Source organism: Pseudoalteromonas sp. bablab_jr011 (genome assembly GCF_016464045.1).
In the GTDB taxonomy this organism is placed as follows: Bacteria; Pseudomonadota; Gammaproteobacteria; order Enterobacterales; family Alteromonadaceae; genus Pseudoalteromonas; species Pseudoalteromonas lipolytica.
Window position 1 is genome coordinate 141,355 of the sequence record NZ_JACDWU010000304.1, and the last position, 18,010, is coordinate 159,364.

Here is an 18,010-nt window from a genome sequence, read left to right on the forward strand (position 1 = left end):
ACACTGATAGGCTAACCAATGGCACGTATTTTATATTCTCTCATTTTATACATTCTTAGCCCGCTTATTATTTTCTACCTTTACGCTTTGCGTGGAAAAAAAAATAAAGGCTACCGTGCGCATTTTACACAGCGTTTTGGTGTTTCATCATTACAACAGCATGACGTGGTTATACATTGCGCGTCTGTTGGTGAGGTTTTAGCAGCAACGCCACTTATCAAGGCGCTGCAACAGCAAAATTCGCAGCTAAGTATTTTAGTAACCTGTAATACACCCACTGGTCGTGAGCAAATAAAGAACAACTTTAAAAATACGCTCAGTTGCTGTTATTTACCGATTGATTTCCCGTGTGCCACCAGCCGGTTTTTAAAGCGAATTAAGCCTCGCGTCCTGTGCATTCTGGAAACAGAGTTGTGGCCCAATTTAATGGCGCAATGTAAAAAACGCAATATTGAAGTACTTGTTTTAAATGCGCGGCTTTCAGCTAAGTCGCAGCAGGGGTATCAAAAAGTGATGCCTTTAACAAACGTGATTATGAACTCAATTAGCGCCCTTGCCAGTCATAACCAAGATGATGCTAACCGTTTTATTGAGTTAGGTTTAGCGCCGCAGAAGGTGCGTGTCTTTGGCTCAATTAAGTTTGATATAACCCCCACGCGCGCGCAATTAGATAAAGTCGCCGCTCTTAAAAGCGAATATAACAACGCGCGCTTTATTTGGGTTGCAGGTTCAACCCACCCAATTGAACATGAGCGTGTTCTAAGTGCACATCAGCAGTTGCTCAGTGTAGTACCCGATGCCCTGTTAATTATAGCTCCGCGTCATCCTGAACAATTTGATAAAGTAGCATCACTCCTTAAACATTCAGACATGACTTTTAGTCGTCGCAGCGAGAATAATTATACGAGCCAACAAGTCGTTCTTGCCGATACCTTAGGTGAACTACAATGCCTGTATGGCGTTGCTCGCATAAGCTACATTGGCGGCAGTTTAATTGAACGAGGTGGCCATAACCCACTCGAGTCTGCGGCATTTTCAGTTGGCGTACTAGCAGGTCCTCACACGTATAATTTTGACCATATTTACCCTGAGCTTATAAACGCTGAAGGTGCTAAAACAGTTAACAATGAACAGCACCTTGCCGAAACACTTATCGCTTTAAGTGCCGATAACGAGGCCCTCGTTAAGTTAGGTCAACAAGCCGCAAAATGTGTTGTTAATAATCAAGGTGCTATTCGTAAAACAGTGCAATTAATTGAGCAATTTTTAGAGAAACAACGTGAATCATAACCTGCCAAAAAGCCGTCCCGAACTACAAATGCGCGAATGGGTATCAAGTGTCATTGTAAAATACAACTTTTGCCCATTTGCCCGTAAAGAAGTAGAAAACAACTGTATTCACTATCAAGTCAGTCCGTCAGTAACACTAGATGATGCTGTCATGGATATGCTTGAGCAATGCACGGAACTTGACCACAATGAGCAGCGCGAAACAACTTTACTAATGTTTGAGCAAGGCTTTAGTGATTTTGACGAGTTTTTAGATTTGGTCGACCTAGCCAACGCACTACTAGTTGCACAAGGCTTTGAAGGGAAATATCAAATCGCTAATTTTCATCCCGATTATGTGTTTGCGGATAGTGATGAGACAGATGCTGCAAATTATACAAACCGTGCTCCGTACCCGACACTTCATTTAATTCGTGAAGCGAGTATGAGCGAAGCGCTCGCCAACTACGATGAGCCTGAATCTATTCCTGAGCATAATATTAAACTTGCAAGACGCAAGGGTATCGACTTTTGGCAGCAGCTGTTAAAAAGCTGTATTGATAAAGGCTAAAGCCAGCTTTCGCTGGCTTTTAGCACCTTTAATAGGTTATTTTTTTACCCATTGACCATTCACTTCAATATAGTGACCAGGTTTTGTTTTTTCAATAGTTTTTGCGGCCGCCAATGCCTCTACTTGCGCTAAAGATAAATTGTTCTTTTTGGCAAGTTTCAAGTATTGCTCTTTACGCTTCGCATTGATTTCATCAACAACGGCTTTCGCTTCACTGTTATTGACGACTAATCCGAGATAACCAGAGCTATCTTCACCCACAAATCCTTGGTTTTTAGCCTCATCTAGGCTAATAGCCCAAGCAGAAAATGATAAACAAACAGCACTGATTAAAGTGATCACATTCAATTTTTTAAGTTGGAATTTACGCATGTTTGCTCCTTAGAATAATTCGCTGTCGTCACTGAATAACGTGTCGAGTTCTTTATCCACTTTAACGCGGATTTCGTGATCAACTTTCACATTTAAGTTGATTGTAATCGGTTCTTTTGCTGCTACCTCAACGCGGTGTGTGCAAGCACTTAACAAACCGACGGCTGTTAGCATTACTAACCATTTAGCCATTATTGCTTCCTTTTTTTGCATACTCTTTCTCAACCTTTTGAGTAATCTCATCACTTAAACGCAGTGCTCTTAATAACGTAAACACATTTTCCTCATGATTATAGTTAAAATTAACGGCTTGCTGCTGTTTTTCATTAAAGCCTTGTAAGTTAACACCTAAGTGCAGCCACCCATCCGGTTTAAGATCAACACTGCTTTTTAATTGTTTAATATCTAAATTCTCTAACAAGCTAAGCGTGGTACTTAGTTCTTGTTGCTGTGCTTTTACCGCTTCAAAACCTGCATTGTTAGTAATCAATAATTTACCATCGCCTTGATTAACCAGCTGCCCTTGCTTAACGGCAATGCCCTGCTCATTTATAATGACAGGCAAGGTCCCTGCTAAGCGCCCAGATAAACTAATACCAGACTCCGCATCCAGCGTTACCAACTTGCTGGCGTCGATGTTTTCGAACTTAATCATTGCAGTTTGGCTTGTTGCAAGCGGGCAAAATTCATTCACAACAAATGCTCCCCCCATCACAAGACCAGTGACATTTGATGTACATGGCTTATTTGCGTCAACCTGTAATAGGCCTTGTAATTTTGTAACCACAGCACCTGCACGCAGTTCATTAAGTGTAAATTTAGTTGGGGCAATATTAAGCTGACCTGAATTAAACTCCGCCTTCACCTGAGTGTTAAAATCATTAGCGAGATAATCATTATAAAGCGCACTGAGCTTAGCAATGCGGATATCCCCGCTTGCCTGCAGTAAGTTTACGTCACCTTTTATAAAGCCCGAGATAACGCCATCGGTTAACGTCGCTAATGGCTCAAACTGCTTTAAAATAGGGTTGAGTTTTGACATAGCTTGTTCAGGTATCACCAACTCAAATGGATGAGCAACCTTAGACATATGATGTGTTATCAGCGCTTCAATACCGTCGACAAAAACATGGTGCGTTGCCTGTAATGCGCGACTTTGGGTTGCATTTGACACCACAGACAAATTCGTTAATGTCAGTTTAGGAGTCACTAGCTTAGCTAATTTACTGGTCGCGCTAATATCAGCAAATAACTCTCCCACACTTAAATCACTCTTCACTGTGAGCTCATTTGTTAGTCCCGACATCTGCATATCTGAATAGGTCGCTGACTTTATAGCACTATTGAGTTTCGCTGTTACGTTCTGTGAATCACTGAGATGCACGTTTATTTTAGTTTTTAAATCAGTCACTTTCGCATCAAAAACTTGAGCTCTTTTAACGGATATATCAGCATTGAGATTACCCGCTATAGGACGAGTAAGTATATTCTCAAGCTCTACTTCACCTTTGATACTCACGCCATCCGCTAGTACATCAATAAAATCAGGCAGTGATGCCATTGAAAGTTGAAATTCAGAGTTAACGCGCCCTACTTCAATACGAGCCTTCAACATTAGCTTATCTATCTCGTCACTGGTGAAATTTACTACAGCGTGTGAGTAAAGCGTTTTAAGGGGAGCATCTAGCGCTAATTGGGTATTTTTAAACACCAATTGGCCTTGTTTATTACTCGAAGTCAGTTCCAACTCGGGTAAAGAAAGCTGCTTTTGTTGCAGCGCAATGGGTTGTGTAAACTGCACATGCCAAGTAAGGGGGGTGTGTGCTCGTGCAAACTCTTGGTATTGCTGCTGTTCGATTTTATCTAAACAAATAGGTGAAACAACGACTTGACTCTTTAAACCACTCAAATCAGCAGTGAGCTGTTGTTGATTGAGCTGAAATTCAGCCGTTACTTGGCCACGGCTCTGTGCGCTAAAATCACAGTGTTCAATGCTTTGCTTATTTTGCTGATACTGATGTTCATGTTGATAATCGGCAGTAACTGAGCTGGCCACATTGAGTGTTATGCCATCGAACTTAATCTGTAAGTCAGTCGAAAAATGGGCATTTTTTGGCAGCGCAATAAACCTTCCGGCAAGTTCATCATTAAGCATTATATTGGTGACTATCTCACCACCAGTAACCGTGACATCCGCATTAATATCACGGCTGACTGTAAAGTGATTTAAGCGATTTTCTTGCACGGTGACTCTAACCGGCTCGGCGCTAAAACCCGACGAAATATCAAGCTGCTCAATATTTATAAGCGGTCTTTGCTTTGGAAGGTCTAAAGCAAGTTTTTTTAATTCTGTACGCTGATTGTCGCTTTTTGATAAGGGGCTATTGATCGTAAGGTTGGCACGAGAAATGATAATTTGCTGCTTATTAGCACGTATACCCGCAACTTCTAATTGCTGACCTTGATAACTCAAACACAGCTTTTCGACCTTTAAATCAAGCTTTCTTGTTAGTGACCAATCAATACAATGCAGCTCAATGCCATTAGCACTCAGCACAGGCGTTAAGTACCATGAGGTCAGTGGTAATCTAAAAATATAGGCAAGCAGAAAAACCCCGAGCACTAAACCTAACAAGCCTGTAATAGCACGTTTAAACTTCAAAAAACTCTCCTTGCCTTTGCTCTCGCTTCTCGCTTCTCGCTTCTCAACCCATTATAAACAAAAAGGCTGCACTTAATAGTGCAGCCTTTTTAGTTTAACCGGTTTATATGAACCTAAGTAGATTACTTAAACTCTACCCCACGTTTTTGCGTGCGTTGCGGAACATACGCATCCACGGGCTGTCTTCTGTCCACTCATCAGGGTGCCATGAGTTCGCTACTGTACGGAATACACGCTCAGGGTGAGGCATCATAACCGTTGCACGGCCATCTGTAGACGTAATACCTGTGATACCCTCTGGCGAACCGTTCGGGTTAGCTGGGTATTGCGTTGTTGGGTTACCGTAGTTATCAACAAACTTCACAGCCACAGTGCCTGACTCAAGCGCGGCTTTTACTGCATCGCTGTTAGCAAACTCAGCATGACCTTCACCGTGAGAAACAGCGATTGGCATACGAGAACCCGCCATACCATTAAAGAATACCGATGGGTTTTCTTGTACTTCTACAAGGCTAAAACGTGCTTCAAAACGCTCTGACTTATTGGTTACAAAACGTGGCCAGTGCTCTGTGCCGGGGATCAACTCTTTCAATGTTGAAAGCATTTGACAGCCATTACACACACCTAAGCTGAATGTATCTTCGCGGTGGAAGAAGCTTTGGAACTGCTCGCGAGCCATCTCGTTAAATAAGATTGACTTAGCCCAACCTTCACCCGCACCCAATACGTCACCGTAAGAGAAACCACCACATGCCACTAAGCCTTTAAACTGCTCAAGTGTTAAACGACCTTCAAGAATGTCGCTCATGTGTACGTCTACCGCTGCAAAACCTGCGCGGTTAAATGCCGCAGCCATTTCTAAGTGAGAGTTAACACCTTGCTCACGTAAGATAGCCATTTTCGGTTTTGCACCTGTTGCAATGTAAGGTGCAGCTACGTCTTCGTTTAAGTCGAAGTTTAATTTAACGTTTAGACCTGGGTCTTTGGCATCAAATTTTGCATCAAACTCTTGCTTAGCACACTCTGGGTTATCACGACGTGCTTGCATTTGGTAAGTGGTTTCTGCCCAAATTGTACGAAGCTCTGTGCGTGTGTGATTAAGCACGACTGCATCACCGCGAGTAAATACCACACGGTCATCGGCATTTAATGCACCAATTTCATGGCTAATAGCCGCTAAGCCGTGATCAGCAAGTACCGCTTTAACTGCGTCTAAATCTGCGTTAGCAACTTGAATTACTGCGCCTAGTTCTTCGTTATAAAGTGCTTCGATGTCTGACCCCGTTAAGCCTGCAAGGTCAACCGTTACGCCTGTGTGGCCAGCAAACGCCATTTCAGCGATTGTGGTAAATAAACCACCATCAGAACGGTCGTGGTAAGCAAGTAACTTGTTATCAGCAACAAGCGCTTGCATCGCTTCATAGAAACCTTTTAATAACGCAGGGTTATCAACGTCTGGGGTTACATCACCTAATTGCTTGTAAACCTGTGCTAGGCTTGATGCGCCCAGTCGGTTTTGACCCGCACCTAAATCGACTAATAATAGCGATGACTCACCTTTATCAGTGCGAAGCTGTGGCGTTACTGTTTTACGTACGTCTTCAACGCGACCGAATGCAGTGATGATCAGTGATAATGGAGCTGTTACTGATTTTTGTTCACCGTTTTCATCCCACTGTGTCTTCATCGACATAGAGTCTTTACCCACAGGGATCGTTAAACCAAGTGCCGGACACAGCTCTTCACCTACCGCTTTAACCGCTTCGTAAAGACCCGCATCTTCACCTGGGTGACCCGCTGCGGCCATCCAGTTTGCAGATAGCTTGATATTTTCAAGGCCACCGATGTTAGCACATGCAATGTTCGTTAATGACTCAGCCACCGCTAAACGTGCAGACGCACCATAGTTTAGAAGTGCAGCTGGCGTACGCTCACCCAATGACATTGCTTCACCGTGGTAAGTATCATACGTCGCAGCTGTTACCGCACAGTTTGCAACTGGCACCTGCCAAGGACCGACCATTTGGTCACGTGCAACTAAGCCCGTTACCGTACGGTCACCAATGGTGATTAAGAAAGTTTTTTCTGCAATCGTTGGTAAGCGTAATAAGCGCTGTGCTGCATCAGCTGCATCAATTGCCGTCACATCTAATGGCTGCGACTGTGCTTTTTTAGACTCAACTTCGCGGTGCATTTTTGGTGCTTTACCAAGTAATACATCAAGAGGAAGGTCTACAGGATTATTACCAAAGTGGCTGTCTTCAACCGTTAAGTGACGCTCTTCAGTGGCTTCACCAATCACTGCGAATTCTGCACGTTCACGTTTACAAATTGCCTCGAAACGTGGGAAATCTTCTGGCGCAACAGCAAGTACATAGCGTTCTTGTGATTCGTTACACCAAATTTCGTGTGGTGCCATACCCGGCTCATCATTCGGGATATCACGTAGTTGGAATTTACCACCACGGCCACCGTCGTCTACTAGCTCAGGGAATGCGTTTGATAAACCACCCGCACCCACATCGTGAATGAAAGCGATTGGGTTTGCATCACCTAATTGCCAACATTTGTCGATAACTTCCTGACAACGGCGCTCCATTTCAGGGTTTTCACGTTGAACAGAGGCAAAATCAAGATCTTCATTCGATTGGCCAGATGTCATACTTGACGCAGCACCACCACCAAGACCGATGTTCATTGCAGGACCACCTAGTGCAATAAGTTTTGCACCAACTGGGATTTCACCTTTTTGAACATGCTCAGAACGGATATTACCTAAACCACCGGCAAGCATAATAGGTTTGTGGTAACCACGTACTTCTTCACCGTTATGGCTTGATACTTTTTCTTCGTATGTACGGAAATAACCAAGTAGATTAGGACGACCAAATTCGTTGTTAAATGCCGCGCCACCTAATGGACCTTCTGTCATGATATCAAGTGCAGTAACGATACGACCTGGTTTGCCGAAATCAGTTTCCCACGGTTGCTCATAACCAGGAATACGTAAGTTAGATACCGTAAAGCCAACTAAACCCGCTTTAGGTTTAGAACCACGGCCTGTTGCACCCTCATCACGAATTTCACCACCAGAGCCTGTTGATGCACCTGAGAATGGCGCAATAGCTGTTGGGTGGTTGTGAGTTTCAACTTTCATCAAAATTTCGATGTTTTCTTGATGATACGCGTACTCACCTTCGTTATTCGGGAAGAAGCGACCCGCTACCGAGCCTTTCATTACCGCAGCGTTATCTTTATAAGCTGATAGTACGTTTTCAGGATTTTGCTCGTAGGTGTTTTTGATCATTTTGAACAATGATTTTGGCTGTTCGATGCCATCAATTGTCCAATCAGCATTAAAGATTTTATGACGACAGTGCTCAGAGTTTGCTTGTGCAAACATGAATAATTCGATGTCGTTCGGATTACGCCCTAACTTTTGGAAGTTTTCTACCAGGTAATCAATTTCGTCATCAGCAAGTGCAAAACCTTGCTCAACATTAGCTGTCGCAAGCGCTTCACGGCCACCACCTAAAATGTCAACTGATGACATAGGACGTGGTTCATCATGACGGAACAGCTTAGCAGCATCAGCCATCTCAGCGTGTGTTGCTTCTGTCATACGGTCATGCAATAACGCAGCAACGTCTGCAAGCTGCTCAGCACTTAACTGACCTTCAACATAATATGCAATACCACGTTCTACACGGTGAACTTGGCTCAAACCACAGTTGTGTGCAATGTCAGTTGCTTTAGATGCCCAAGGCGAAATAGTACCAGGACGCGGCGTTACAAGAATTAACGACCCTGCTGGTGTATGCTCGGCAATAGTTGGACCATAAGTAAGAAGCTTCTCCAGTTTAGTGTGCTCATCAGCTGAAAGCTCAGCAGTAAGATCAGCAAAATGCATGAATTCTGCATAAACATTGGTGACTGGAAGTTGCGCCTGTTGGCAACGCGCTAAAATTTTCTGAACTCTAAAATCGGAAAGTGCTGGTGCACCACGAAGGATCAACATAGGTATTTTCATCCGGGGTTAGGGATTGAACGATATTTTAGGCGCGTATTATATACCCAAACCACCTCGAAATGCGAGTTTCAGTTGGAATTAAACGCGATTTAGGCAAGGTATTGATTGCAAAGAATAGTCACCCCCTTATTAAAATCAATTACGCCGTATAAATGCGAGTTTCAGTTGGAATTAAACACAATGAAAGCTGTTATAAATCTTCACGTTGATAGGCTCACCAGTCGTCATAATACAGACCCTTGTTATAGTTGATAAAATAACGATAAGGTCGCTCATAATTTTTGTTAGTACTATTCGCCAAGTGACGCAGCAACGAAGTTTTGCTATAACGGTAAAGTAATGTATTAAGGGGCATTTATTTTTTATGCAAAAGTTACTCGCTATTTTTAGCCTAGTGCTCATGTTGTGCGCGTGTGATATGCAACAGCAACCATCGCAATTAGCGCAAATCAAAGCACAAAATAAAATTAGAATTGGCACATTAGCGGGTGCGAGTAATTATTACCAAGCCCCTCAAGGCGTACAAGGTTTCGAATATGAATTGGCGCAAGAGTTTGCTGACTACGTCGGTGTTGAGCTTGAAATGGTGCCATTTTTTAATTTATCCGACATGTTTGCTCGCCTCGAAAGTGGCGATTTAGATGTGATTGCATCGGGTCTTACCTACAATACAATTCGCGCGCAGCACTACCGATTCGGCCCGACTTACCGCACAATTAGTCAAAAGCTTGTTTATAAACAAGGGCATGTTCGTCCTCGTGAGTTTGCAGATTTAACAGGTAACCTAACCGTACTCGCCAAAAGCAGCCATTCCTTAGCGCTGCAACAGCTAAAGCAACTTCATCCCAATCTAACTTGGCACGAAACAGAAGACATGGATGAGGAAGAGCTACTACAGGCGGTGATTGATAATGAAATAGATTACACACTGGCTGATTCACACACGTTATCGTTGTTTAGACGCTATCACCCTAATTTGAGTATTGGCTTTTCAGTAACAAGAAATGACCCAATAGCTTGGCTACTCAGAAAAGATGGTGATGATTCTTTATACGCTTTGATGGTGCCTTTTTTCGGCGAGGTAAAACAAAATAATCAGTTATACGTCCTCGAAGAAAAGTATTTTGGCCATGTAAGGCAGTTCAATTATGTAAATACACTGGCATATATTGAGGCCATAAAAGAAACCTTACCCAAATACCAACCGTGGTTTGAGCAGTATGCAGGCAATATTGATTGGCGCTTGTTAGCAGCCCTCAGTTACCAAGAATCGATGTGGAACCCTAAAGCAAAATCGCCCACCGGAGTGCGTGGTATCATGATGCTTACACAAGCGACTGCGAAACAAGTGGGTGTAACAAATCGCTTAGCCCCAGAGCAAAACATCAAAGGGGGCGCCGAATATTTAGCTCAACTCATTTCATGGATCCCAGAACGCATCCCACAGCCTGATCGTACTTGGTTTGCATTAGCCTCTTACAATGTCGGGTGGGGGCATGTAAATGATGCGAGAATTATCACAGAACAAGAAGGCGCGAGCCCAGATAAATGGGCTGATGTAAAAAAACGCTTACCGCTGCTCATTAAAAAGCGTTATTATCGTCAAACTAAATACGGTTACGCGCGTGGCGATGTTGCCGTGAAGTATGTTGATAATATTCGCCGTTACTACGATGCTTTGGTTTGGTTGGATGAAAATGATGCGATTGCCAATCCAAGCACCGAAGAAAACATTGAAGAACAACCCGTCATTTCGCCTGAGTTAGATGAAAATACGGCTCAACCAGCTGACACTCAACAACAAACCAGCTCTGAACAGCAAAAGCCAGATAACAACTAGCCTAAAGCCAGAGAAACCTGTTTACTTGTCATCAAATGATCATTATCTTCTAGTATTGATGGAATGGACAATGTCATGCTTTACTCTCACTTAAGGAGCACACATGTTAAAAAGAAGACGTACCACACATAAGTTCAAACGGAATGTTATCTATTCGACAGCGACTCGCCGTCGTATTATGTTACGCAATACCCACAAAAAAGTTATTTGGCGTCGTCGTTTATTCGCGATGCAATTAATGGAAGCACAGGAAACTCCTGCAACGCCAGTTGTTTAACTAGGCGTTGCGAGCAGCGAGTTTAGCCGCTTTTTTCTCTTCTCTGCGGCGTTTAAAAAATGCCGAAATTACAGCCCCACATTGCTCAGCCATTATCTCACCGGTTACTTCAACCTGATGATTAAGACGCGGTTCTTGCAGTAAGTTCATAATAGACCCAGCCGATCCTGTTTTAGCGTCTTTTGCGCCGAATACCAGACGCTTAATTCGGCTATGAACTAATAGCCCTGCACACATAGAGCAAGGCTCTAAAGTGACATATAAAGTGCAATCAATAAGCCGATAATTATTAAGTGCCTTACCTGCTTCACGAATAGCCATCATTTCGGCATGAGCAGAAGGGTCGTTATCAGTAATTGAGCGATTATACCCATACGCTATTAATTGATTGTCTTTGACTAATACCGCCCCCACAGGAATTTCATTAATGTTTCCCGCCTCATTTGCATAAGCGAGGGCTTTTTTCATCCAGTATTCGTCGCTATATTGTTCGCTCATAAATCACACAAAACTTGTAAACTGCCTGTAATTATACCTAGTTAGTCGATAAAAAGGGCGATAATTAAGACTACACTAAAAAATTAAAGTAAATTTTAATGGCTTTATCATGGCTCAATGAACCTATATTGCGCTATAATCTCGCGCTTTTTTTATTTAGCTAATAGCAATTCAACTAGGTAAATTTGTTGATTTACACTTTGCAATTGATATCAATACACGGGTAGCAAATGAAATTTCCTGGACGCCGCAGGCATAAACATTATTTTCCAGTGGAAGCCAAAGATCCACTAACAAATCAACTGAACTCAACCGAGCGGCTACAACGTAGTTATATAACGGGTATCGATCAAATAGTTGTCGATATTGAAGCGAAAGTTGATCAAGCTTTCCTCGATGAATTTCAATTGCGCCGTGGCATGTCACAGGTAATTGATAGCGACATTACCAATGCATTATATGACCGCCTAAAGCTTGACGATATGATCGATTACGAGTTCGCAGGTGGCACCATCGGTAACACGATGCATAACTACTCAACACTTGCTGATGATCGCTCTGTGTTGTTAGGTGTAATGAGTGAAAACATTAAAATTGGCAGCTATGCGTACCGTTTTTTATGTAATACATCAAGCCGGGTTGATCTAGATTATTTACAACCTGTTGATGGCCCAATTGGTCGCTGTTTTACACTGATTGATGAAACTGGTGAGCGCACCTTCGCGATAAGCGCAGGTTTAATGAATCATCTACGTCCTGAATCAATTGATAAAGAGTTAATTGAAAATTCATCAGCACTTGTGATCAGCGCATACTTAATGCGTACCCAAGGTGATGAAACCATGACTGAAGCAACCATGCAGGCAGTTAAATATGCCAATGATGCAGACGTGCCAGTGGTATTGACTCTAGGCACTAAATTCTTAATTGAGCAAGACCCTTTATGGTGGGCCGACTTTGTTAAAAAGCATGTCGATATCTTAGCAATGAATGAAGAAGAAGGCCTTGCGATTACAGGCTTCGAAGACCCACTTCTTGCGGCAGATAAAGCACTTGATTGGACCGACTTAGTGATTTGTACTGCAGGTGAAAAAGGCTTGTTTATGGCCGGTTATGTTGACGAGCAATTTAAACGCGAAACAGAGTACCCGCTGCTACCAGGCGCTATCGCTGACTTTAATCGCTATGAATTTTCGCGTGCAATGAGAAAAGACGATTGTCAAAACCCAATCCGTGCATACAGCCACACTGCCCCATTCATGGGCGGCCCTGATAGCATTAAAAACACCAATGGCGCGGGTGATTGTGCACTCGCTGCTGTGCTACATGATTTATCTGCAAATGTGTACCACAAGCTTAATGTTGCTAATTCGGCGAAACACCAGCAACCAGCGATGACTTACTCATCACTGGCGCAAATTAGCAAGTATGCCAACCGTGCGAGTTATGAAGTTCTCGTACAGCACTCTCCGCGTCTATCGCGTGGTTTACCTGAACGTGAAGATTGTTTAGAACAAGTATACTGGGATCAGTAATACTCATTAAAAAATCGAAATATCCAGTTTCTGGGATAAACGCTCAAGGGCGGCTATCCCAGCCACTGAGTTACCGTATGAGTTTAAACGTGGTGCCCACACAGCAACTGTAAACTGATTAGGTAAAACGGCTAATATTGTGCCCGATACCCCTGATTTTCCGGGCATCCCAACACGGTAACCAAAATCTCCCGCCGCATCATATAAACCACTGGTAAACAGCAACGAATTAAGCTGCTTATTTTGTCTTGTACTCAGTACTTTATTACCCCGAGTGTCTTTGCCTTGGTTTGCAAGATAATTATACGCTTTAGCGAGCTCCACACAGTTAAGCTCAATGGCACAAAAATTAAAATAAGCCCACAAAACATCATCGACTTCATTATTAAAATTACCAAATGATTTCATTAAGTGTGCCATAGCGGCATTGCGATGACGAAACTCATACTCTGAATTAGCAACTTTTTTATCTATCACAACCGATGGATTGCCTGACAGTTGACGAAAAGATTCAAGCATCGAGTGCATTGGCGCTGAAAGTCGGCTGTATAAGGCATCGCAAGTCACGATGGCTCCAGCATTAATAAACGGGTTTCGGGGAATACCCTGCTCAAACTCTAGCTGAGTGAGCGAGTTAAATGCAGTACCAGAAGGCTCTTTGCCCACGCGTTGCCAAAGTTCATCACCATAACGCTGCAGTGCAAGCGTTAATGTCATCACTTTAGACACAGACTGAATGGTAAAGCGAGCACGGCAATCACCAGCGCAAAAAGTGTGACCATCGACAGTATGAATAGCAATTGCAAATTGGTTTGGTTCAACATCCGCAAGTGCAGGAATGTAGTCTGCCACTTTGCCTTGACTCAATAATGGCTGAACTTCTTTGGTAATTTCATTAAGTACGTGTTGGTAATCAGTATCTGGCATACTGTATCCTTAAAACAGAAAACCCCGCATTTGCGAGGCTTTATAGTAGAGATAACTCTGAAGTCCGAGCTCTTAATTAGCTCGTGACTCCATTAGCTCATGGCTGTTTGCAGTTTTTTCATCGCTGTTTTTTCTAGCTGGCGAACACGCTCTGCTGACACGTTATACTTTTCAGCAAGCTCTTGCAGTGTTGCTTTATCATCAGCTAACCAACGAGCACTTACGATATCTTGCGAGCGTTCATCAAGCGTTTTTAATGCACTAAATAAACGTGCATGCGACTGTTCTTGCCATTGCTGCTCTTCAATATCGTCAGCAAGGTCAGCACTGCCATCAGTTAAATATTGTACTGGCGAGTAGGTGCTTGTAGGTGCATCGTCATTGTCGTCACCAGTTAAATCAAAGCCCATATCTTGGCCACTCATACGCGATTCCATCTCACGTACTTCTTTTTCACTAACCCCTAGCTCGTTAGCAACAGTGCTAACCTCGGCTTGGTTAAACCAACCTAAACGTTTTTTGTTTTTACGTAGATTGAAGAATAGTTTACGTTGCGCTTTTGTCGTTGCAACTTTCACGATACGCCAGTTTTTTAGTACGTATTCATGAATTTCCGCTTTAATCCAATGTACAGCGAATGAAACTAAGCGTACGCCGACGCTCGGGTCAAAGCGTTTTACAGCCTTCATTAGACCGATGTTACCTTCCTGAATTAAATCAGCTTGCGGTAAACCATACCCTGAATAGCTTTTTGCAATGTGAGCTACAAAACGAAGGTGCGACATAATGAGTTGCTTCGCAGCATCAAGATCACCTTCTTCCTGAAGACGTGTCGCTAACTGCTTTTCATGCTCGGCATCAAGCATTGGAATCGTACTGACAGCTTGAAGATAGCCGTCCATACTCGCGCTTTGTTGACCTGCAGTAAGTGCCATTGCGTATAAATCTTTACTCATTTTTCACCTCAGTGATAAACATTTGAAACCATCTTAGCACTCTTTAAGCGAGAGTGCTAACTTCAATTAAAAACTTTTTTAAAGCTCAAATCAAGTGGTTTTTGTATCTATTTTTAGTCTACGCTAACACGCTGAATATGCGGTGAATTCTAGCTTTAATTGAAAGAGCGATAAATTTATTACTGCTTTTATTTAGTGCTAATAAAGCAGTGTAACAACGAATTGTTACACTTTATTGTTATACTTTATCGGGTTCTATTTCTTTTATATATCTATTTACAGACAAATACGAGCCGACAAAACCAAGCCCCGTTGCAAGTGCAACTAAAATGGCAAATTCAGATAACGTCAAACCGATTAAATTAAAACGGCTGCCATAAACTCCCGCGACTTCGCTCACCGCTGCACCTAGCCACCACATCATCAAAGCAACACAAATAAATGAAAATAGTCCACCGATAATGCCATACCAAATACCCGTCCATAAAAATGGCGCATGTATAAATGCATTGGTTGCCCCCACTAACTTCATAACTTGGATCTCTTCCTTTTTATCCATGATAGATAAACGAATCGTGTTTCCAATGATCAAAGTCACCGAGGTTAATAATAGTAAAGCAATGGTAATGACGCTCTCTTTTAATAAGCTTAACAGTGCGTTTAAGCGCTCAAGCCATGCAATATCCAGTTTACCAAAATCAACTTCACGCTCATCTTCAAGTTTTTTGAGTAACTGTTCAGCAGCATTTGGCTGACGATACCGTGCCGTCGGTGTCACAATAACAACATCGGGCAGTGGATTCGCATCTAAGTATTCTAATGCTTGTCCAAATCCTGACACCTGCTTAAATTCAACAAGCGCATCTGCTTTAGAAATAAACTCAACCTTATCGATTTCAGGGTAAAGCGCTAAACGTTTGACTAATGTTTGTGTTTGTTGCTCTGTCATAGACTCTTTAACAAACAACGAAATTTCAGCGGCATCTTCAAACCCGCTGCTTACCTGAGACACATTTTTCACGACTAAATACAAGGTCGCTGGTAACGTTAAGCTTAGCCCTAATACCGCAATAGTCATCAAGGAGGCAAGTGGCGTGCGCCACATTTCACCTAAGCTATGCACACCTTGACGGATTAAGTTAATAAAAAAGAAATACGGCGCCGCTAGAATTGATTTCTGCTGACGATCATTGTGACTGGCTCTACTTTTAAATAATAGGCTCATAGCGCTCCCTCAGCTAATGGATCCTGGATCATACGTCCATCTTTAAGGGTTAGGCTGCGATAGCGCATCCGTGCAATTAAACCAATATCATGGGTGGCAATTAACACCGTCGTACCATGATTATTAAAGTCTTCGAATAAGCGTAAAATATCCATTGAAAGTTCGGGGTCTAAATTACCGGTCGGTTCATCAGCTAACAAAATAGGCGGTGAATTTACGATAGCCCTCGCAATTCCCACGCGTTGTTGCTCGCCTCCAGATAAAGTCGCAGGGTTACATTTGGCTTTATCAAGTAAGCCCACTTTATCAAGCGCACCATGCACACGCTTTGCAATTTGTTTATGGTGTGTGCCTTCAATAATCAACGGCAAAGCGACATTATCAAATACCGAATAGCGTTCTAACAAACGATGGTTTTGAAAAATAATCCCTATATCACGGCGTACATAAGGAATTTGACGAGACTTAACAGCATTTAAATCAATATCATTAATTAGTACTTTGCCAGCCGATGGACGTTCCATCAAACTAATCAGCTTTAATAATGTACTTTTACCTGCGCCACTATGCCCAGTTAAAAAAGCCAACTCGCCTGACTCAATATGAAAACTGACTTTTTCCAGCGCACGGTGACCGCCGGGGTATGTTTTACTGACTTGCTGAAAATTTATCATTTTAGTTATCAATCATCTTGCAGCTGAAAAGGGAGCATGCTCCCTTTTTTATGAATTATACGTCGTCCTCATCTTGGCTAAACAACGCATCAATGAAGTCATTACTATTAAAAGTACGCAGGTCGTCGATTCCCTCGCCAACGCCTATGTAACGAATTGGAATATTAAACTTATCTGCCACAGCAAAGATAACCCCCCCTTTTGCTGTCCCATCCAGTTTAGACAAGGTAATACCCGTTAAGCCAACACATTCATTAAATAGTTTTACTTGGCTAATGGCATTCTGCCCCGTGCCCGCATCAATTGTTAGCATGACTTCATGCGGCGCATCTGGGTCTATTTTCTTCATTACACGCGCTATTTTTTCAAGCTCTTGCATGAGGTTATCTTTATTTTGCAAGCGCCCTGCTGTATCCGCGATTAATACGTCTACATTACGTGCTTTCGCCGCTTGAAAGGCATCAAACACAACCGATGCACTGTCTGCACCAGTATGCTGTGCAATAACAGGTATACTGTTACGCTCGCCCCACACTTGTAATTGCTCAACCGCGGCGGCACGGAAAGTATCCCCCGCAGCCAGCATGACTGATTTACCTTCATTTTGGAATTGCTTAGCAAGCTTACCAATGGTCGTGGTTTTACCCACCCCATTTACACCCACCATTAAAATAACAAATGGTTTTTTATTTTCTGGCAAAGTTAATGGCTGCTCAGCTGTCTTTAACATTGCGGCCATTTCCTGCTTCATTAGCTCGTAAAGTGCATCGCCATCTTTAAGTTGTTTTCGATCGGCTGCATCTGTTAGATTATCAATCAACTTCATGGTTGTATCGACACCTAAATCAGCCGTTAATAGCTGCGTTTCTAACTCTTCGAATAGCTCATCATCAATTTTTTTACCACTAAAAATAGAGGCAAAGCCCGAGCCAATATTAACGCGAGTTTTTAATAAACCTTTTTTAAGGCGGGCAAAAAAGCCTTCTTTTTTCGGTTTATCGGTTACTTGCTCTGTTTTTTCTTTTTCAATACGAGCTTGTTCTATACGCTCAGCTTCAGCTTGTTCTGCTGCAATACGTTCCTGTTCTACACGTTCAGCTTCAGCTTTTTCTGCTGCAATGCGCTCCTGTTCTAAACGTTCAGCTTCAGCTTTTTCTGCTGCAATACGTTCTTG

Annotated in this window: 15 protein-coding genes; 5 read left to right on the plus strand and 10 right to left on the minus strand. The window is 42.7% G+C overall.

Going from position 1 to position 18,010, the window contains the following annotated elements; genetic code table 11:
• The first annotated feature begins 18 nt into the window (after positions 1-18).
• Together waaA and JIG41_RS20190 are read left to right on the plus strand one after the other, a co-directional pair.
• Complete coding sequence (waaA, locus tag JIG41_RS20185) at positions 19-1,290, plus strand: lipid IV(A) 3-deoxy-D-manno-octulosonic acid transferase (protein ID WP_036970976.1); 1,272 nt, start codon at positions 19-21, stop codon at positions 1,288-1,290.
• 28 nt (positions 1,291-1,318) lie between these two features.
• Positions 1,319-1,840, plus strand: coding sequence for a DUF1415 domain-containing protein (locus JIG41_RS20190; RefSeq protein ID WP_036971769.1), 522 nt, complete (start codon positions 1,319-1,321; stop codon positions 1,838-1,840).
• Positions 1,841-1,876: 36 nt separating this feature from the next.
• On the opposite strand, the gene JIG41_RS20195 is transcribed toward JIG41_RS20190, so the two are convergent.
• The 4 genes from JIG41_RS20195 to purL form a co-directional block, all read right to left on the minus strand.
• Positions 1,877-2,212, minus strand: a complete 336-nt coding sequence (locus JIG41_RS20195; protein WP_036970980.1) for a YdbL family protein — start codon at positions 2,210-2,212, stop codon at positions 1,877-1,879.
• A 9-nt stretch (positions 2,213-2,221) separates the two neighbouring features.
• Positions 2,222-2,404 carry a YnbE family lipoprotein gene (locus tag JIG41_RS20200; RefSeq protein ID WP_036970983.1) on the minus strand — a complete coding sequence of 61 codons (183 nt, stop codon included), beginning with the start codon at positions 2,402-2,404 and terminating at the stop codon, positions 2,222-2,224.
• Positions 2,397-4,874 carry a YdbH domain-containing protein gene (locus tag JIG41_RS20205; RefSeq protein WP_199525338.1) on the minus strand — a complete coding sequence of 826 codons (2,478 nt, stop codon included), beginning with the start codon at positions 4,872-4,874 and terminating at the stop codon, positions 2,397-2,399. The genes JIG41_RS20200 and JIG41_RS20205 overlap by 8 nt, the downstream gene beginning before the upstream one ends.
• 133 nt (positions 4,875-5,007) lie before the next feature.
• Complete coding sequence (purL, locus tag JIG41_RS20210) at positions 5,008-8,892, minus strand: phosphoribosylformylglycinamidine synthase (RefSeq protein WP_074988843.1); 3,885 nt, start codon at positions 8,890-8,892, stop codon at positions 5,008-5,010.
• 376 nt (positions 8,893-9,268) lie between these two features.
• Between purL and mltF the strand changes: the two genes are divergently transcribed.
• Both mltF and JIG41_RS20220 read left to right on the plus strand, forming a co-directional pair.
• Complete coding sequence (gene mltF / locus JIG41_RS20215; RefSeq protein ID WP_036970988.1) at positions 9,269-10,744, plus strand: membrane-bound lytic murein transglycosylase MltF; 1,476 nt, start codon at positions 9,269-9,271, stop codon at positions 10,742-10,744.
• A 103-nt stretch (positions 10,745-10,847) separates the two neighbouring features.
• Positions 10,848-11,021 carry a hypothetical protein gene (locus tag JIG41_RS20220; RefSeq protein WP_162898022.1) on the plus strand — a complete coding sequence of 58 codons (174 nt, stop codon included), beginning with the start codon at positions 10,848-10,850 and terminating at the stop codon, positions 11,019-11,021.
• On the opposite strand, the gene tadA is transcribed toward JIG41_RS20220, so the two are convergent.
• Positions 11,022-11,519 carry a tRNA adenosine(34) deaminase TadA gene (gene tadA / locus JIG41_RS20225; protein ID WP_065978122.1) on the minus strand — a complete coding sequence of 166 codons (498 nt, stop codon included), beginning with the start codon at positions 11,517-11,519 and terminating at the stop codon, positions 11,022-11,024.
• Between the two features lie 230 nt (positions 11,520-11,749).
• Here tadA and JIG41_RS20230 point away from each other — a divergent pair, with 230 nt between their 5' ends.
• Positions 11,750-13,054 (plus strand): inosine/guanosine kinase, encoded by a 1,305-nt coding sequence (locus JIG41_RS20230; protein WP_075594081.1) that lies wholly within the window; start codon positions 11,750-11,752, stop codon positions 13,052-13,054.
• Positions 13,055-13,060: 6 nt separating this feature from the next.
• On the opposite strand, the gene glsB is transcribed toward JIG41_RS20230, so the two are convergent.
• The 5 genes from glsB to ftsY all read right to left on the minus strand — a co-directional run.
• Positions 13,061-13,981 (minus strand): glutaminase B, encoded by a 921-nt coding sequence (gene glsB, locus JIG41_RS20235; RefSeq protein ID WP_036970994.1) that lies wholly within the window; start codon positions 13,979-13,981, stop codon positions 13,061-13,063.
• 92 nt (positions 13,982-14,073) lie between these two features.
• Positions 14,074-14,937 (minus strand): RNA polymerase sigma factor RpoH, encoded by an 864-nt coding sequence (gene rpoH, locus JIG41_RS20240; protein ID WP_036970997.1) that lies wholly within the window; start codon positions 14,935-14,937, stop codon positions 14,074-14,076.
• A 238-nt stretch (positions 14,938-15,175) separates the two neighbouring features.
• Entirely contained in the window at positions 15,176-16,162 is a 987-nt protein-coding gene (gene ftsX / locus JIG41_RS20245; RefSeq protein ID WP_065978123.1) for a permease-like cell division protein FtsX, read from the minus strand.
• Positions 16,159-16,836 (minus strand): cell division ATP-binding protein FtsE, encoded by a 678-nt coding sequence (ftsE, locus tag JIG41_RS20250; protein ID WP_074988840.1) that lies wholly within the window; start codon positions 16,834-16,836, stop codon positions 16,159-16,161. Before ftsE ends, ftsX begins: the two co-directional genes overlap by 4 nt.
• Positions 16,837-16,891: 55 nt before the next feature.
• On the minus strand, positions 16,892-18,010 hold a 1,119-nt coding region (gene ftsY / locus JIG41_RS20255; RefSeq protein WP_199525339.1), incomplete at its 5' end, for a signal recognition particle-docking protein FtsY.

Coding starts and splice junctions, on each gene's coding strand:
- waaA (WP_036970976.1), top strand. CDS start 19: ATGGCACGTATTTTATATTCTCTCATTTTATACATTCTTAGCCCGCTT.
- JIG41_RS20190 (WP_036971769.1), top strand. CDS start 1,319: ATGCGCGAATGGGTATCAAGTGTCATTGTAAAATACAACTTTTGCCCA.
- JIG41_RS20195 (WP_036970980.1), bottom strand. CDS start 2,212: ATGCGTAAATTCCAACTTAAAAAATTGAATGTGATCACTTTAATCAGT.
- JIG41_RS20200 (WP_036970983.1), bottom strand. CDS start 2,404: ATGGCTAAATGGTTAGTAATGCTAACAGCCGTCGGTTTGTTAAGTGCT.
- purL (WP_074988843.1), bottom strand. CDS start 8,892: ATGTTGATCCTTCGTGGTGCACCAGCACTTTCCGATTTTAGAGTTCAG.
- mltF (WP_036970988.1), top strand. CDS start 9,269: ATGCAAAAGTTACTCGCTATTTTTAGCCTAGTGCTCATGTTGTGCGCG.
- JIG41_RS20220 (WP_162898022.1), top strand. CDS start 10,848: ATGTTAAAAAGAAGACGTACCACACATAAGTTCAAACGGAATGTTATC.
- tadA (WP_065978122.1), bottom strand. CDS start 11,519: ATGAGCGAACAATATAGCGACGAATACTGGATGAAAAAAGCCCTCGCT.
- JIG41_RS20230 (WP_075594081.1), top strand. CDS start 11,750: ATGAAATTTCCTGGACGCCGCAGGCATAAACATTATTTTCCAGTGGAA.
- glsB (WP_036970994.1), bottom strand. CDS start 13,981: ATGCCAGATACTGATTACCAACACGTACTTAATGAAATTACCAAAGAA.
- rpoH (WP_036970997.1), bottom strand. CDS start 14,937: ATGAGTAAAGATTTATACGCAATGGCACTTACTGCAGGTCAACAAAGC.
- ftsX (WP_065978123.1), bottom strand. CDS start 16,162: ATGAGCCTATTATTTAAAAGTAGAGCCAGTCACAATGATCGTCAGCAG.
- ftsE (WP_074988840.1), bottom strand. CDS start 16,836: ATGATAAATTTTCAGCAAGTCAGTAAAACATACCCCGGCGGTCACCGT.